General features: G+C 73.4%; 11 protein-coding genes and 3 tRNA genes. 6 read left to right on the forward strand and 8 right to left on the reverse strand.

The features are described from left to right. Positions 1–54 precede the first annotated feature (54 nt). Positions 55–1,383, reverse strand: a complete 1,329-nt coding sequence (locus AC067U_RS07650) for an MFS transporter (RefSeq protein WP_478828714.1) — start codon at positions 1,381–1,383, stop codon at positions 55–57. A 307-nt stretch (positions 1,384–1,690) separates the two neighbouring features. Between AC067U_RS07650 and AC067U_RS07655 the strand changes: the two genes are divergently transcribed. Continuing rightward, a complete protein-coding gene (locus AC067U_RS07655; RefSeq protein WP_478828715.1) occupies positions 1,691–2,848 on the forward strand; it encodes a carboxylate-amine ligase in 1,158 nt (385 codons plus the stop codon). Positions 2,849–2,888: 40 nt separating this feature from the next. On the opposite strand, the gene AC067U_RS07660 is transcribed toward AC067U_RS07655, so the two are convergent. From AC067U_RS07660 to AC067U_RS07675, 4 genes are all read right to left on the reverse strand, one after another. Next, positions 2,889–3,695 carry an alpha/beta fold hydrolase gene (locus AC067U_RS07660; RefSeq protein ID WP_478828716.1) on the reverse strand — a complete coding sequence of 269 codons (807 nt, stop codon included), beginning with the start codon at positions 3,693–3,695 and terminating at the stop codon, positions 2,889–2,891. Between the two features lie 187 nt (positions 3,696–3,882). After that, positions 3,883–3,956, reverse strand: a tRNA-Ile gene (locus AC067U_RS07665). A gap of 198 nt (positions 3,957–4,154) precedes the next feature. Next, positions 4,155–4,227: transfer RNA gene (locus AC067U_RS07670), tRNA-Asn, on the reverse strand. A gap of 5 nt (positions 4,228–4,232) precedes the next feature. After that, positions 4,233–4,305 (reverse strand) — tRNA-Asn (locus tag AC067U_RS07675). Positions 4,306–4,453: 148 nt separating this feature from the next. Between AC067U_RS07675 and AC067U_RS07680 the strand changes: the two genes are divergently transcribed. The 4 genes from AC067U_RS07680 (at position 4,454) to AC067U_RS07695 (ending at position 10,267) form a co-directional block, all read left to right on the forward strand. Continuing rightward, positions 4,454–4,753: a YtxH domain-containing protein gene (locus AC067U_RS07680; protein ID WP_478828717.1), complete on the forward strand. Its 300-nt coding sequence runs from the start codon at positions 4,454–4,456 to the stop codon at positions 4,751–4,753. 265 nt (positions 4,754–5,018) lie between these two features. Further along, positions 5,019–6,473: an FGGY family carbohydrate kinase gene (locus tag AC067U_RS07685; RefSeq protein ID WP_478828718.1), complete on the forward strand. Its 1,455-nt coding sequence runs from the start codon at positions 5,019–5,021 to the stop codon at positions 6,471–6,473. Between the two features lie 138 nt (positions 6,474–6,611). After that, a complete protein-coding gene (locus AC067U_RS07690) occupies positions 6,612–8,345 on the forward strand; it encodes an ABC transporter ATP-binding protein (protein ID WP_478828719.1) in 1,734 nt (577 codons plus the stop codon). Then, complete coding sequence (locus AC067U_RS07695) at positions 8,342–10,267, forward strand: ABC transporter ATP-binding protein (protein WP_478828720.1); 1,926 nt, start codon at positions 8,342–8,344, stop codon at positions 10,265–10,267. The genes AC067U_RS07690 and AC067U_RS07695 overlap by 4 nt, the downstream gene beginning before the upstream one ends. An 80-nt stretch (positions 10,268–10,347) precedes the next feature. On the opposite strand, the gene AC067U_RS07700 is transcribed toward AC067U_RS07695, so the two are convergent. Both AC067U_RS07700 and AC067U_RS07705 read right to left on the reverse strand, forming a co-directional pair. After that, complete coding sequence (locus tag AC067U_RS07700; RefSeq protein ID WP_478828721.1) at positions 10,348–10,842, reverse strand: hypothetical protein; 495 nt, start codon at positions 10,840–10,842, stop codon at positions 10,348–10,350. 31 nt (positions 10,843–10,873) lie between these two features. Then, positions 10,874–11,497, reverse strand: coding sequence for an RICIN domain-containing protein (locus AC067U_RS07705; RefSeq protein WP_478828722.1), 624 nt, complete (start codon positions 11,495–11,497; stop codon positions 10,874–10,876). Between the two features lie 98 nt (positions 11,498–11,595). On the opposite strand from AC067U_RS07705, the gene AC067U_RS07710 reads away from it, so the two are divergent. Then, positions 11,596–14,400, forward strand: a complete 2,805-nt coding sequence (locus AC067U_RS07710; protein WP_478828723.1) for an ATP-binding protein — start codon at positions 11,596–11,598, stop codon at positions 14,398–14,400. Here the strand turns inward: AC067U_RS07710 and AC067U_RS07715 are convergent. Next, positions 14,397–15,518 carry an RNA polymerase sigma factor gene (locus AC067U_RS07715; RefSeq protein ID WP_478828724.1) on the reverse strand — a complete coding sequence of 374 codons (1,122 nt, stop codon included), beginning with the start codon at positions 15,516–15,518 and terminating at the stop codon, positions 14,397–14,399. The two genes, AC067U_RS07710 and AC067U_RS07715, sit on opposite strands and share 4 nt — an antisense overlap. Positions 15,519–15,678 lie beyond the last annotated feature (160 nt).

The following is a 15,678-nucleotide window of genomic DNA, read 5'->3' on the forward strand; positions in this document are numbered from 1 at the left end:
CCTCACGGAAGGCCCCGGGCCGTGACCGGTGGGGCCGGTGGGGCCGGTGGCCCGCTACGCCTCCGGGGTCCGCGCGTCGTAGCGGGCGAAGCCGCGCCAGCGGAGGGCCAGCAGTCCGACGGCGACGGCGCAGGCGAGGCCGCCGCCGGTGATCGCGAGGGTCGGGGAGGTCAGGTCGGCGACCGACCCGGCCAGGAAATCGCCGAGCCGCGGCCCGCCCACGACGACCACGATGAACACGCCCTGCAGCCGGCCGCGCATGTCGTCGGGGGTGGCGGCCTGAAGCATGGTCGTGCGGAACACCATCGAGACGGTGTCCATCCAGCCGGCCAGGGCCAGGAAGATCACCCCGAGCCAGAGGTTCCGGGTCAGGCCGAACACGGCGATGGCCAGCCCCCAGCCGGCCACCGACAGCACGATCGCCAGCCCGTGCCGGCGGATCCGGCCCTGCCAGCCGGAGAACAGCCCGCCCAGCAGGGCCCCGGCCGCCGTCGCGCCGCCGAGCAGCCCCGCGACCTTGGCGTCGCCGCCGTACCAGACCACGGCGATGGCCGGGAACAGCGCCTTGGGCTGGGCCAGCACCATGGCGCACATGTCGGAGAAGAAGGTCATCCGGACGTTGGGGCGGGTGGCGAGGAAGCGCAGCCCGTCCAGGACGGAGGCCCGGCCCCGCTTGTCCTCGGCGCGGTCCGGCCGCATCGGGGGCAGCCGCCACATGGCGTAGAGGGCGCCGGAGAAGGCGACGGCGTCGATCAGGTAGGCGGTCTGGAAGCCGAAGAGGCCGACGATGAAGCCGCCCAGCGCCGGGCCGACCACGAAACCGGAGGTGGTGGTCACCGACTGCAGGGCGTTGGCGGCGGGCAGCTGTTCGGGCGGCAGCAGCCGGGGGACCATGGCCGAGCGGGCGGGCGCGTTGAGCGCCCCGCAGACCGCCTGGAGCGCGACGACCGTGTAGAGCAGCCAGACCCGGTGGTAGTCGAGGAGCGCGGCCGTGGCCAGCACCACGGAGAGGGCGGCCAGGGCGCTCGCGCTGTACAGGCCGAGCTTGCGACGGTCGACGGAGTCGGCGACGGCCCCGCCGTAGAGGCCGAAGACGACCAGCGGGACGAGCGAGCACAGGCCGACGAGGCCGACCGAGAAGCTGGACCGCGTGATGTCGTACACCTGGAGCGAGACCGCGAAGGCGGTCATGGCAGAACCCATCCAGGAGACGGTGTTGCCGACCCACAGCCGCCGGTAGTCGGGCGAGACGCGCAGGGGTGTCAGGTCGGCGAGTACGCGCCGCCGCGCGGGGGCGGCCGGGCCGTCCGGCTCGGTGGAAGAGGTCGTACCAGTCACACGGGATGGTAACCAGCCGCCGTTCGAGGACGACTCGAATTTCATCCCTCGGGACGCCGGGGCCGGATCACGTCGGATCCGGGCCGGATCACGGACACCGGCCGGATCCCGACCGGATCCCGACCGGATCCCGACCGGATCCGGGCCGAACCCCGACCGGATCCGGGCCGGTCCCGGCCGGGTCCCACGGGACACTCGCCCACACCGCCCGCACACCGGACCCTGAGGCCCCTCCCCTTACCGCGCCGGGCCGGTAACGCGCCACCGTCCCATGACATTTGACTGAATCGACGCGGGTTACCCGCCTCCCCTCACCTCATGATGAAAAGACGTGTATGTCCAGGGAGGCGTAGTGATCGAACCTGGCAAAGGAACAGCGAGCAACACGCTTCACCCGCGGGGGCGGACCGGCACCGTCCCGCTCACGGTCGGGGTCGAGGAGGAGTTCCTGCTCGTCGACGCCCACACCTTCAAGGTGGTCCCGGCGGCACCGCTCGTCCTCGACACGGCCGGCGGGGCGACCCCGCGGCTGCACGCCGAGGGCACCCGCTACCAGGTGGAGATCTCCACCCCGGTCGCCGACTCGGCCCCCACCCTGCGCGCGGAACTCGCCGCACTGCGGCGCGGCCTCGCGGACGCGGCCCGGGCACACGGCTGCCGACTGCTGGCCAGCCCGTCCCCGGTGGTGGCCCTCGACGGGCCGCTGCACCTGACCGACGACGAACCGCGCCAGCGCGAGCAGCACCGGCGGTTCGGCGCCCTCACCGACACCCTGGTCGGCTGCGGGCGGCACATCCACATCGGCACCCTCGACGTGGATTCCGCGGTGGCCGTGGCCAACCGGGTCCGGCCGTGGCTGCCCACGCTGATCGCACTGGCGGCCAACTCGCCGTTCTGGCAGGGGCGTGACACCGGTCACGCCAGCTGGCGGGCGATGGCCTGGTCCGCCTGGCCCTCGGCGGGACTCCCGCCGCACTTCACCTCCACCGCCCACTACCGGCGGTCGGTGCAGGCGCTGCTCGGCTCCGGGGCGGCGCTCGACACCAAGATGGTCTACTGGGACCTGCGCCCCTCCGGAAACTGGCCGACGCTCGAGATCCGGGCGCCCGACATGTCCCCCGGCATCGAGACCGCCGTGCTCCAGGCGGAACTCGCCCGCGCGCTGGTGGCCACCGCCCTGCGCGAGATCGCCGAGCAGCACCCCGCCAAGGAGGCCCGGGACGACGTCCTGCGCCTGGCCCGCTGGCGGGCGGCGCACGACGGCCTGGAGGGCTTCGGCCTGGACCCGTACACGGGCACCGAACTCCCCGCCGCCGACCTGGCGGAGGCCCTGCTCGACCACGTGGGACCGGAACTCGCCGCGGCGGGTGACCTGGATCACGCCGCCGACACCCTGACCGCCCTGCTCCGCGACGGCTCCGGCGCCCACCGCCAGCGCGCCGCCTACGCCCGCCGCCACGACCTGACGGACGTCCTGCGCCACCTGGCGGACGAAACGGAAAAACTCTGATCCCCGGCGCCCCGCCACCGCTCCGGTGCCGGGGCGCCGGTCAGGGCGCCGTCCGGGCCGCCCCTTCGAGGAAGGCCGTCACCCGGTCCACGTACTCGGCCGGATGCGTGACGTGGGGTACGTGGCCGGCACCCTCGTACGTGTGCCGCTCGGCCCGCGGAAGTTCGCCGGCCAGCCGGTCGAGCACCGCCCCGAACCAGGGCGGGCTCTCGGTGCCGCCGGTCAGCAGCGCCGGGCCGGTGTACCCGGACAGCCGGCCGAGGTCGAGCTCCGCCCACTGCGGGTCGTCTTGTTCGTCCACCCAGGTGTGCGCGTTGGCCAGGTACGTCTCGCGGACCTCCGCGGGGAGCCGGTCCCAGGCCCCCGCCCCGAAGGTGACCTCCTCCGCGAACTGCCGGGCCCCCGCGAGCGTCTCCCCGGCCCGAAGCCGGGCAAGGACCGCCCCGAGCGTCCCGCCGCCCTGCGGCCCGCCCTCCACGAGCCCCGTCAGCGGCGGCTCGTGCGCGATCACCGCCCGGAACAGTCCGGGGCGCCGGGCAGCCAGCCCCAGCACGATCGAAGCACCGAAGGAATTCCCGGCGACGAAGGCCGGGGCGAACCCCAGGGTCTCCATCAGCGCCGCCAGATCGTCCTCGTCCTGGACCCGGGAGCCCGGCCCCGTCCCGTCCTCGCTCTCACTGTGCCCGCGGCGGTCGTAGACCAGCACCCGGTACCGCAGCGCGAGCCCGTGCAGCACCGGCTCCCAGCTGCGGTGGTCGCCCCAGGAGCCGTGCACCAGCACCAGCGGCTCGCCGTCCCCGCCCGCCTCGTAGAACAGACCGACGCCGTTGACCGTGACCCGTGACATGCCAACTCCCCTTACCGAGCCGCCGCAGCCCCACCCGGCCATTCAGGCACCGCACACCCGGCCGTACAACCCGCCACAGCCCAAGGTCACGCATCCGGCCCCGTAAACGGCGAAGTGCCCCGGCCCAGAGGTCTGGGCGGGGCACCAAGGTCACCAGCCGGAACGTTTCTTCCGACCAATCCTGCGGTGGGGCGGGTGGGACTCGAACCCACGGCCGACGGATTATGAGTCCGCTGCTCTAACCGGCTGAGCTACCGCCCCTCCACGGCGTGGCGCGTACATGTGTGCGCGCCGTCTGCCGCAGCATAGCCGCTCATACGATCTCCTGCTCCGTGTGCCTCGCATGATCGGCCACGCCTGCCCAGTGAGACCGCGTTGAGGGCTGCCTGGTTCCAGGACCGGGCGGAAAAAACGACAGGAAAAAGAAGAGGACCCACTCGGGGGTCCTCTTCCTGATCGCTCCCCCGGCTGGACTCGAACCAGCAACCCTCCGGTTAACAGCCGAATGCTCTGCCAATTGAGCTACAGGGGATCGCGCTCCCCCGACTGGACTCGAACCAGTAACCTGCCGGTTAACAGCCGGCTGCTCTGCCAATTGAGCTACAGGGGATTGCTGCGTTGCACCGAACAGACCCACCTCCGGCCTCGCCGGGGGGCGGTCGCTCGCTGCGAGACATAGATTAGCGCAAGCAGGGGGGTGCTCCGCCAATCGGTATCGAGAGCAGGCCGGGCACCGAATCGACGAAGGGTGGCAGGGCATGCGCTACAAGGTCACGTTCGCCGTCGGACTCGCCCTCGGGTACGTCCTCGGGACACGTGCGGGGCGGGAGCGTTACGAGCAGCTGAAGAAGTCCGCGCGGGAGCTGGCGCAGAACCCGGTCGTGCGGAACGCCGCCGAGCAGGCCGGAGCGAGCTCGCGGCAGTACGCGGGCAAGGCCTTCGCGGTGGTGGGCGACCGGTTCGGGGACTCCCTGCCGGAGCCGGTGGCCCGGCGGGTGCGCTCGCTGCGCGACCGCCGGCAGGGGCCCGACGACGACTGGGGCACCAGCAACACCTGAGCCCGGGGTACCGGCACGAGCCGAGGCCCGGGGTACCGGCACGAGCCGAGGCCCGGAGTACCGGCACCGGCTGAGCCCCGGGGGACCGGCACCACCCGCGGCCGGGGCACCGGCACCAGCCGGGTCCGGCCACGGCCGTGCCGGCCAGGCGTGCCGGCCGGGCGCGCCGGCCGGGCGTGCCGACCCGGCGTCCCGGGGCTTCCCCGGGCCTTCCGGGGCTTCCCGGGCCTCCGGCCGGTGCGGCGGGTGCGGCAGAATTCTCCGCATGGGGATAGTCGCCGGGCTGGACAGCTCTTCCGCCTTCACTCGCATCGTCGTCTGCGACTCGGAAACGGGCGCGGTGCTGCGCCAGGGGTACGCGCCCCATCCGCAGCCCGCGGCCGACGCCGACCCGTACGAGACCGATCCGCAGGGCTGGCTGCTCTCGCTGGGCGAGGCGGCCGGCGGCGGGATCCTCGAAGGCGTCCAGGCCATCGGCGTCTCCGCGCAGCAGCGCGCGCTGCTGCCGCTGGACGCGCAGGGGGCGCTGGTCCGTCCGGCCCTGGTCGGCAACGACATGCGGGCCCAGGTCGCGGCCGCCGACCTGGTGGAGCGGCTCGGCGGCCGGGCCGCCTGGGTGGAGGCCGTGGGCTCCGTCCCGCAGCACACGCAGCCCCTGGCGAAGCTGGCCTGGCTGGCCCGGAACGAGCCGGACGCGGCCCGCCGGATCGCGGTCCTGATGCAGCCGCACGACTGGCTGGTCTGGCAGCTGCTGGGCCGGCCGGCCCGGCGCACCACCGACCGCGGCGGGGCCTCCGGCACCGGCTGGTGGTCGGCGGCCACCGGCTCCTACCGCCCCGACCTGGTCGAGCTCGCGCTCGGCCACATGTCGATGCTGCCGGAGGTGCTCGGCCCGGCCGACGCCGCCGGCACCACCCCGGAGGGGCTGCTGATCTCCGCGGGGACCGGCGAGACCATGGCCGCCGCGCTGGGCCTGGGCGTGGGGCCGGGCGACGCCGTGGTCTCGCTGGGCGCGTCCGGTTCCGTCATGGCGGTGCACCACGAGGCGCTGGCAGACCCGGGCGGACTGATCACCTCGCTCGCCGACGCCACCGGCATGCACCTGCCGGTGGTGAACACCGCCAATGCCGTACGGACCCTGCGCGGCACCGCCGACATGCTGGGCACCGACCTGGACGGGCTGAGCGAGCTGGCGCTGAAGTCCACGCCGGGCGCCCACGGGCTGGTCCTCCTCCCCTACCTGGAGGGCGAGCGGACCCCGTACCTGCCGCACACCGCCGGGACCCTGACGGGGCTGCGCCGGGACTCGATGAAGCCGGAGCACCTGGCCCGGGCGGCCTTCGAGGGCATGCTGTGCGGGCTGGCGGACGCCCTGGACGTGCTGCGGAGCCGCGGGGTCGGGATCCGGCGGGTGTTCCTGCTGGGCGCGGCGGCCGAGCTGCCCGCCGTGCAGGCCGCGGCGCCGGGGCTGTTCGGCACGCAGGTCGTGGTCCCGCAGCCGGCGGACTACGCGGCGCTGGGCGCGGCCCGGCAGGCGGCGTGGGCGCTGGGCACGGCGCGGGGCACGCTGTCCCCGCACACCCCGCCGGTGTGGCCCGCGGCGGCGGCGCAGGTCTTCGAGCCGGACGAGGACCTGCCGGCCTGGCAGGCGGTGCGGCAGCAGTACGTCGCCACCCGGGAGTCGATCCACCCGGGCGCGTTCGCCGGGCCCGTCGCCTGACCTAGGTCTCACGGCCGGGACCGCGGTCCCGGGGCGGTCCTCCTTTTGGACCGCCTTTGCGAAAATCGGTGGGGGCCGGGAGGGCGGGTACCCGAAGATGGGGTGACCCCCGATCTTTGCCGACCCGGAGCCTGGCGCGTGCTCATACGACTTCTGCGGACCCATCTCGGCCCGTACCGCAAACCCATCGGCCTCCTGGTGCTGCTGCAACTGCTGCAGACCAGCGCGAGCCTGTATCTGCCCACGCTGAACGCCGACATCATCGACAACGGTGTCGTGAACGGCGACACCGGCTACATCCTGGGCTTCGGCGGCCTGATGCTCGGGATGTCGCTGGTCCAGCTGATCTGCAACGCGGGCGCCGTCTACTACGGCGCCAAGACCGCGGCGGCCCTCGGCCGGGACGTCCGCGCGGCCGTCTTCGACCGGGTGCAGAGCTTCTCCGCCCGGGAGCTGGGCCAGTTCGGCGCCCCCTCGCTGATCACCCGTACCACCAATGACGTCCAGCAGGTCCAGATGCTGGTGCTGATGGCGTTCACGCTGATGGTGTCGGCGCCGATCATGTGCGTCGGCGGCATCCTGATGGCGCTGTCCCTCGACGTCCCGCTGTCGACCGTGCTGATCGCGGTGGTGCCGGTGCTCGGCGTCTCGGTCGGCGCGATCGTGATGAAGACCCGCCCGCTGTTCCGGCAGATGCAGGACCGGCTCGACACGGTGAACCGGGTGCTGCGCGAGCAGATCACCGGCAACCGGGTGATCCGCGCCTTCGTGCGCGACGACTACGAGCGGGAACGGTTCCGGGAGGCCAACGCCGGGCTCACCGAGGTCTCCCTGGCCTCGGGCCGGTGGCTGGCGCTGATGTTCCCGACGGTGATCGTGGTGATCAACGTCTCCAGCGTGGCCGTGGTCTGGTTCGGTGCGATGCGCATCGACAGCGGCGCCATGGAGATCGGCCAGCTGACCGCCTTCCTGGCGTATCTGATGCAGATCGTCATGGCCGTGATGATGGCCACCTTCATGTTCATGATGGTGCCGCGGGCCGAGGTGTGCGCGGAGCGCATCCAGGAGGTCCTGGACACCCATTCCAGCGTGGTCCCGCCCGCCGAACCGGTGCGCGAGGTCACCGGCCGCGGCCTGCTCGAACTGCGCGGCGTGGACTTCCGGTACCCGGGCGCGGAGGCCCCGGTGCTGCGCGGCGTGGACCTGGTGGCCCGCCCCGGCGAGACCACCGCGGTCATCGGTTCGACCGGCAGCGGCAAGTCGACGCTGCTGGGGCTGGTCCCGCGGCTGTTCGACGCGACCGGCGGCGATGTGCTGGTGGACGAGGAGGACGTGCGCGGGCTCGATCCCGAGCTGCTGGCCAGGACGGTCGGCCTGGTGCCGCAGAAGCCGTACCTGTTCTCCGGCACGGTCGCCTCGAACCTGCGCTACGGCCGGCCCGACGCCACCGACGAGGAGCTCTGGCGGGCGCTGGAGGTCGCCCAGGCCCGGGAGTTCGTGGAGGCGCTGGAGGGCCGCCTGGACGCGCCGATCACCCAGGGCGGGACCAATGTCTCCGGCGGGCAGCGGCAGCGCCTGGCGATCGCCCGCACGCTGGTGCAGCGGCCCGAGATCTACCTGTTCGACGACTCCTTCTCGGCGCTGGACTACGCGACGGACGCGGCCCTGCGCGCGGCCCTGTCCCGGGAGACGGAGGATGCGACCGTGGTGATCGTGGCCCAGCGGGTGTCGACCATCCGGGACGCCGACCGGATCGTGGTGCTGGACGAGGGCCAGGTGGTGGGCGTGGGACGGCACCACGAGCTGATGGCGGGGAACGAGACCTACCGGGAGATCGTGCTCTCCCAGCTGACGGAGGCGGAAGCCGCATGAGCGGGCCCGGCGGACGGATGATGATGGGGTCGTCGGGCCAGGGTGCCCTCGACTTCAAGAACTCGGGCAAGCGGCTGCTGCGGCAGATCGCCGTGGACCGGGTGAAGCTGTGGGGCATGGTCGCGGCAACGGTCGGCAGCGTGGCGATGACGGTGATCGGACCGAAGATCCTGGGCCGGGCCACCGACCTGGTGTTCGCGGGGATCGTGGGCCGGGAGATGCCGGCCGGGATCACCAAGGAGCAGGCCCTGGAGGGGATGCGCGCCCGCGGCGAGGACGGCGCGGCGGACATGCTCGCGGGCACCGACTTCACGCCCGGCCAGGGCATCGACTTCGGTGCGGTCGGCGCGGTGACGGTCTGGGCGCTGGTGGTGTTCACGCTGGCCGGCCTGCTGATGCTGGTGGCGACGCGGCTGTCGAACCACGTGATCAACGGCAGCGTGTACCGGATGCGCGAGGAGCTGCAGGCGAAGCTGTCGCGGCTGCCGCTGTCGTACTTCGACCAGCAGAAGCGCGGCGAGGTGCTGAGCCGGGCGACGAACGACATCGACAACATCGGGCAGACGCTCCAGCAGACGATGGGCCAGCTGCTGAACTCGCTGCTCACCATCGTCGGCGTGCTGGCGATGATGTTCTGGATATCGCCGCTGCTGGCGCTGGTCGCGCTGGTGACCGTGCCGGTGTCGGTGGTGGTCGCGGCGAAGATCGGCAAGCGGTCGCAGCCGGAGTTCGTGCGGCAGTGGAAGGCCACCGGCTCGCTGAACGCGCACATCGAGGAGATGTACTCGGGCCACACGCTGGTGAAGGTGTTCGGCCGGCAGAAGGAGTCCGCGGAGACCTTCGCCGAGCAGAACGACGCCTTGTACCAGGCGAGTTTCAAGGCGCAGTTCGTCAGCGGCATCATGCAGCCGGTGATGTTCTTCGTGTCGAACATCAACTACGTGCTGGTGGCGGTCGTCGGCGGTCTGCGGGTGGCCTCGGGCACCCTGTCGATCGGTGACGTGCAGGCGTTCATCCAGTACTCGCGGCAGTTCTCGATGCCGCTGTCGCAGGTGGCCTCGATGGCGAACCTGGTGCAGTCCGGGGTCGCGTCGGCGGAGCGGGTGTACGAGCTGCTGGACGCGGCGGAGCAGCAGCCGGATCCGGAGGTTCCGGAGCGACCGGAGCGCATGCGCGGCCGGGTGACCCTGGAGAAGGTGGCGTTCCGCTACGAGCCGGACAAGCCGCTGATCGAGGACCTGTCGCTGGCGGTGGAGCCGGGGCAGACCGTGGCCATCGTCGGGCCGACGGGCGCTGGCAAGACCACCCTGGTGAACCTCCTGATGCGGTTCTACGAGGTGACGGGCGGCCGGATCTCGCTGGACGGGGTGGACATCGCGCGGATGACGCGCGAGGAGCTGCGGACCGGGATCGGCATGGTGCTCCAGGACACCTGGCTGTTCGGCGGCACCATCGCGGAGAACATCGCGTACGGGGCCTCGCGCAAGGTGAGCCGGGCGGAGATCGAGGCGGCGGCGAAGGCCGCGCACGCGGACCGGTTCATCCGCACCCTGCCGGACGGCTACGACACCGTCCTGGACGACGAGGGCGGGGGCGTCAGCGCGGGTGAGAAGCAGCTGATCACGATCGCGCGGGCGTTCCTCTCGGAGCCGGTGATCCTGGTGCTGGACGAGGCGACGAGCTCGGTGGACACGCGGACCGAGGTGCTGATCCAGAAGGCGATGGCCCGTCTGTCGGACGGCCGTACGTCCTTCGTGATCGCGCACCGCCTGTCCACCATCCGCGACGCGGACGTGATCCTGGTGATGGAGAACGGCTCCATCGTGGAACAGGGCACGCACGAGGAGCTGTTGTCCTCCGGCGGCGCGTACGCCCGGCTGTACGCGGCCCAGTTCGCGCAGGCGGTGGCCGAGGTCGACTGAGTCCCTGCCCGTGGTGCGCGGGCGCGGACGGCGGGGGCGGAGTCCGGCGGTGCCGGGCCCGCCCCCGCGGCATTGCGGGTTCAGCCCCAGAGCCCGGGGGTGATCCGGACCGTGGTGGTGGCCTGGCGTCCGGATTCCAGGCCTCGGGCGACGTACGTGTACGTACCCGAGCGGGTGTTCGACGTCAGGTTGGTGCTGATCTCACCGTCCTTGTCGGCGGTGAAGGTGTGGGCCCCGGCGCCCTCGAAGCCTCGGGTGAAGCGGACCTCCTCGCCGGGCTTGAAGTCGTAGCCGTGGAAGGTGCACTGGTGGCCCGAGGCGTGCGTGCCGCACCCCACGAGGCGCGCCGGCCCCTTCGGCACCCACGGCCCGGACGGATGCGTCGGCTTGACCGGCTTGACCGGGACGGGGGTCTTGGGGCCCGGGTCCCTGGGCCCGTTCGGTACCGCGCCGGGGTTCCCGGGACCTGAGTTCCCCGTGCCGGGGTCCTCCTCGACGGTGATCTGACAGCCGGCCAAGAGGACGGCGGCCGCCACCACGGCCGCCGGCAGGACGGCCCTCCGCTGTGCGCGCACCGCGGTTCTCCCTTCTCGTTCTTCCCGCTGCCTACTTCGGGCCCTCGAAGCGCCAGAGCTGGTTGGGGCCGTTCCAGCAGGTGCCCTGGAGGACGTTCGCGCCGGGGGCGATGCTGAGGTTCGCGACGTCGAGGCACTTGTTGCTGTGCCGGGCGCGGATCTGGACCGGCTGACCCACTTGGGGCTTGCCGCCCGGCACCACCTGCGGGTAGCCGTTGGTCTCCACCACGAAGCGCCACTGCTGGTTGGTGCCGCCCAGGCAGTTGGCCTGGATCACGTCCGCGCCGTGGGAGTAGCTCGCGTAGGCGACGTCGAGGCACTTGCCGCTGTGCCGGGCCCGGATCTGGAAGTAGTCGCCGGTCACCCGCTCGATCCGCCACTGCTGGTTCCAGCCGTTCCAGCAGCGGCCCTGCAGGACGTCCGCGCCGTGGTCCGTGTTCTGGTGCGCGACGTCGAGGCACATGGTGCCCCGGGCGTGGTCGGGCTTGACGAGGTAATGGGCGTAGTCCTGGACTTCGACGGCCTGGGCCGGGCCGGTGAACCCCCACAGGGCACTGGCCAGTGCGGCGCCGAAGACGGCCGCGGCGCGCGCCGTCCGCCGCGCGGTGGTCCTCACCATGGTGATCTCCTTCGGTTTGCGCTCCACGAGGTGCATGCGGCCCACAGTGGCTCCTGCAGACCGCCCCCGGCATCAGTGCTGCCACTGAACCGCGGTACGGATCCGGTGCCGCGCGGCTGCGGGATACTGCCGGGGTGGGAAGCGAATTCATCGGCCGGGAGGCCGAGTTGGCGGCCCTTGCCGAAGGGCTCGGGGCCGCGGCCGCGGGCTCCGGGGCCGTGGTGCTGCTCGCGGGGCCGGCGGGCGTCGGCAAGAGCGCCCTCGCGGCCGAGGCGCTGCGCCGCCACGCCGGTCCGGCGGGGTGCGCCGTCGTACGGGGCCATTGCCCGCGGGGCGCGGTGGCGCCGCCGCTGTGGCCCTGGCAGCGGGCGCTGCGCCTCGCCGGGGCGGTCCCGGAGGCGCCCGGACCGCGCGCCGCCGGGGCGTCGGGGGCCGGGGCCCCGGCGGAGCCGCGGCCGTGGAGCGCGATGGGTCCGGCGGACGCGGCGGCGGCGCGGTTCCTGGAACTGGCCCGGATGGGCGAGGCGCTGACGGCGGCGGCTGCCGGACGCCCCTTGGTGGTGCTGCTGGAGGACCTGCACTGGGCCGACACCGCCAGCCTGGACCTGCTGCGGCAACTGACCGGCGAGATCGCCGAGTCCGGGCTGTTCGTTCTCGGCACCTTCCGGGAACCGGTGCCGGAGGAGGCCGCCGGAGCCCTCGCGGACCTGGGCCGCTACGGGGCGGCCACTCTGCGCCTGGCGCCGTTCACGCGGGAGGAGGTCGCGCGGTGCGTCGGTGAGGCGGACGCGGCGGAGTCCTACCGCCGGACGGGCGGGCTGCCCCTGCTCGTGACCGCGCTGCGCACGCACGCGAGCACCATCGGCACCGTGGTCAGCGGCCTGCTGTCCGGGCTCACCGACGAGCAGCGCGACGTCGTGCGGGCCGCGGCCGTGCTCGGCGAGCCGCTCGACACCGACCGGCTCGCCGCGGTGCTGCCCGAGACGGGCGAGTCCGCCGTCGCGGGGGCGCTGGAAGCCGCCTGGCACGCCGGGGTGCTCACCGTGACGCGGACCACCGGCAGCGGACGCGGCTACCGCTTCACCCACGACCTGGTGCGCGAGGAGGTGACCGGCCGGACCTCGCCGGCCACCGCCCGCGCCCTGCACCGGGCCGCCGCCCGGGTGCTGGAGGCGGCCGGGAACCGGGCCGACGCGGCCCGGATCGCGGCGCACTGGCGGCAGGCCGGCCCGGAGGCCGGCCACCGGGCCGCCGCCGCGCGCTGGTCACGGACGGCGGCGGAACTGGCCCGCGAACGGCACGCGTACGCGGACGCCGCCCGGCACCTGGCGGACGCGGCCGCCGTACTCGACGCGGAGGACCCCGAGCGCGCCCCGGCGATCGTCGAGCTGGCCCGCGCCGAGTACCTGGCCGGTCGCTACGAGGCCTGCCTGCGCCACTGCGACGAAGCGTCCGGCGCGGCGGTCGCGAGCGGCCGGCCGGAGCTGCTCGCCGAGGTGGCACTGGTGCTCCAGGGCGTCACCTTCCCCCACGCGTCGGCGGCCGTGATCCGGATGTGCCGGGCGGCGCTGGCCGTGGACGGCCTGCCGGACGCGATGCGCGCCCGGCTGCTCGCCCAGGCGGCCACCGCGTCGGCGGAGCTCGACTCGCTCGCGGAGGCGGCCGAGCAGGCCCGCGCCGCCCTCGCCCTGGCCGAGGCCACCGGCGACCCCCGGGCCGAACTCGACGCCGCCCGGGCGGTGCAGATGACCCTGGCGCACCCCGACGACACGGCCGAGCGGCTGCGCCTGGGCGAGCTGGCCGTGTCCCGCGGCGAGCAACTCGGCGATCCGCTCGCGGCCGTCCTGGGCCACCAGTGGCGCGTCCAGGCCGGGTACCTGCTGGGCCGGCAGGCGGTGGTGGACGACGCGGTCCGCGGCATCGAGGCCGTCGTGGCCCGCTCCCCGCTGCCGCTGGCCCGCTGGCACCTGCTGCGCGTGCGCGCGGCCCGGGCGCTGCAGGAAGGCCGGTTCGCCGAGGCCCGGCGCTGCAACGAGGAGGCGACCGGGCTCGCGCGGGCCGGCGGGGACCAGTCCGCGAACGCGGTGAGCCACGTGCTGTGCCAGCAGCTGGCCGTGGTGCGCGGCGACGCCTCGGAGCTGCCGGAGGACATGTGGCGGGACCTCGATCGGGCGCCCAGGCAGCTGCTGATCCTGTCCCTGCGGGCACGCGGGTTCCTCCTCGGCGGGCGGCCGGAGGAGGCGCGGGACGCCTACGCGCAGCTGCGCCCGCTGCTTCCGGTCCCGATGACGAACCCGCCGTGGCCGGCGGCGCTGCTGCACCTGGTCGACCTGATCGAACTGGTCGGCGACGCCGAGGCCGCTCAACTGGTGTACGACCAGCTGGCGCTGTTCCGGCCGTATCCGGGCGCGATCGGCACGCCCACGGTCTACTTCTCGGGCTCGGTCAGCCGCGAGCTCGGCCGTCTCGCGCGGACCGCCGGCCGACCGGAGCGGGCCGAGGAGCTGCTGCGCGAGGCGCTGGTCCGCAACCGGGCCCTCGGCGCGCGCCCGTACGTGGCGCTGACCTGCCTGGACCTGGCGGCGGTACGGCGTGACGCGGGGGCCTTCGCGGAGGCGTCGGCCCTGGCCCGGGAGGCACTGGCGATCGCCGGGCAGCTGGACCAGCCCGGTGCGACCGCCGCGGCCGTACGCCTCATCGGTGAGATCACCGACCGGCAGGCGGACGGCGACCCGCTCACCCCGCGCCAGCGCCAGATCGCCGAGCTCGTGGCCGGGGCCCGTACGAACCGTGAGATCGCCGGTGACCTGTTCATCTCCGAACGGACGGTGGAGAGCCACGTCCGCAGCATCCTCGAGAGGCTGGGCTGCGCCAACCGGACCCAGCTGGCCGCGCGCTGGCGCGAGCGGGGCCGGGAACGGCCCCCGGACGGGACCTAGTCGAGGTACCCCCGGAGCTGGTCGGCGAAGGCGTGGTCGCGCAGTTTGTTGAGGGTCTTGGACTCGATCTGCCGGATGCGTTCGCGGGTCACCCCGAAGATCCGGCCGATCTCCTCCAGCGTGCGGGGGCGGCCGTCGGCGAGCCCGTAGCGGAGCTGGACCACTTTCCGCTCCCGCTCCCCCAGGGTGGAGAGCACGGCCTCCAGGTGTTCGCGCAGCAGGAAGAACGCGGCGGACTCCACCGGTGAGGCGGCGTCCCCGTCCTCGATCAGGTCGCCGAGGGCCACGTCCTCCTCCTCGCCCACGGGTGCGTGGAGCGAGACCGGTTCCTGGGCGAGCCGGAGCACCTCGCTGACCCGTTCCGGGGTCAGTTCCAGGTGCAGGGCGACCTCTTCGGGGGTGGGCTCGTAGCCGCGTTCCTGCAGCATGCGGCGCTGCACCCGGATCACCCGGTTGATCAGCTCGACCACGTGCACCGGGACCCGTATGGTGCGCGCCTGGTCGGCCAGGGCGCGGGACATGGCCTGCCGGATCCACCAGGTGGCGTAGGTGGAGAACTTGTAGCCGCGCGCGTAGTCGAACTTCTCGACGGCGCGGATGAGTCCGAGGTTGCCCTCCTGGACCAGGTCGAGCATGGTGAGCCCGCGGCCCACGTACCGCTTCGCCACGGAGACGACCAGCCGCAGGTTGGCCTCGATGAGGCGCCGTTTCGCCATCCGCCCCATGACGACGAGCCTGTCGAGGTCCACGGCGAGCTGTGAGTCCAGGTCGGGGGTGCTGGCGAGCTTCTCCTCGGCGAACAGCCCGGCTTCGACGCGCCGGGCGAGGTCCACTTCCTCCGCCGCGGTGAGCAGCGGGATACGGCCTATCTCGCGCAGGTACTGCCGGAACAGGTCGGCGGAGGGCCCCCCGCCCCCGCCGCTGTCCGCGCGCCTGCCCCGCGCGGACAGCCGCTCGGCCGGCTCCGGCGGTTCGGGTTCCTCGTCCGCGTCCATGGACACGGTGTCGGGCTCGGATTCGGCCTCGGATTCGGCCTCGGCCTCGGCCTCGGTGCCGGGCTCGGCGTCGTCCACGGACGGCGCGTGCTCTGCGGTTTCGGTCAGGGTCTGGGTCTGCACGGGGGCGACCTCCAGGGCTCCGAGGACTCAGGCACCGCGACTCAGTGTGGCGTACGGCACATCACCGCCACGAGGGGCGTGCCGGCACTTTCTGAGTCCGGTGCGTGACCGGATGGTTACCCACTGCCCAGAGCTCCGATGCGCCTCGTACGCACGTCCG

This window comes from Streptomyces sp. NPDC043853 (assembly GCF_056436025.1).

Excerpts from the sequence above, each read along its gene's own strand:
- AC067U_RS07650 (WP_478828714.1), bottom strand. The coding sequence starts at position 1,383 with ATGAAATTCGAGTCGTCCTCGAACGGCGGCTGGTTACCATCCCGTGTG.
- AC067U_RS07660 (WP_478828716.1), bottom strand. The coding sequence starts at position 3,695 with ATGTCACGGGTCACGGTCAACGGCGTCGGTCTGTTCTACGAGGCGGGC.
- AC067U_RS07680 (WP_478828717.1), top strand. The coding sequence starts at position 4,454 with ATGCGCTACAAGGTCACGTTCGCCGTCGGACTCGCCCTCGGGTACGTC.
- AC067U_RS07685 (WP_478828718.1), top strand. The coding sequence starts at position 5,019 with ATGGGGATAGTCGCCGGGCTGGACAGCTCTTCCGCCTTCACTCGCATC.
- AC067U_RS07695 (WP_478828720.1), top strand. The coding sequence starts at position 8,342 with ATGAGCGGGCCCGGCGGACGGATGATGATGGGGTCGTCGGGCCAGGGT.
- AC067U_RS07705 (WP_478828722.1), bottom strand. The coding sequence starts at position 11,497 with ATGCACCTCGTGGAGCGCAAACCGAAGGAGATCACCATGGTGAGGACC.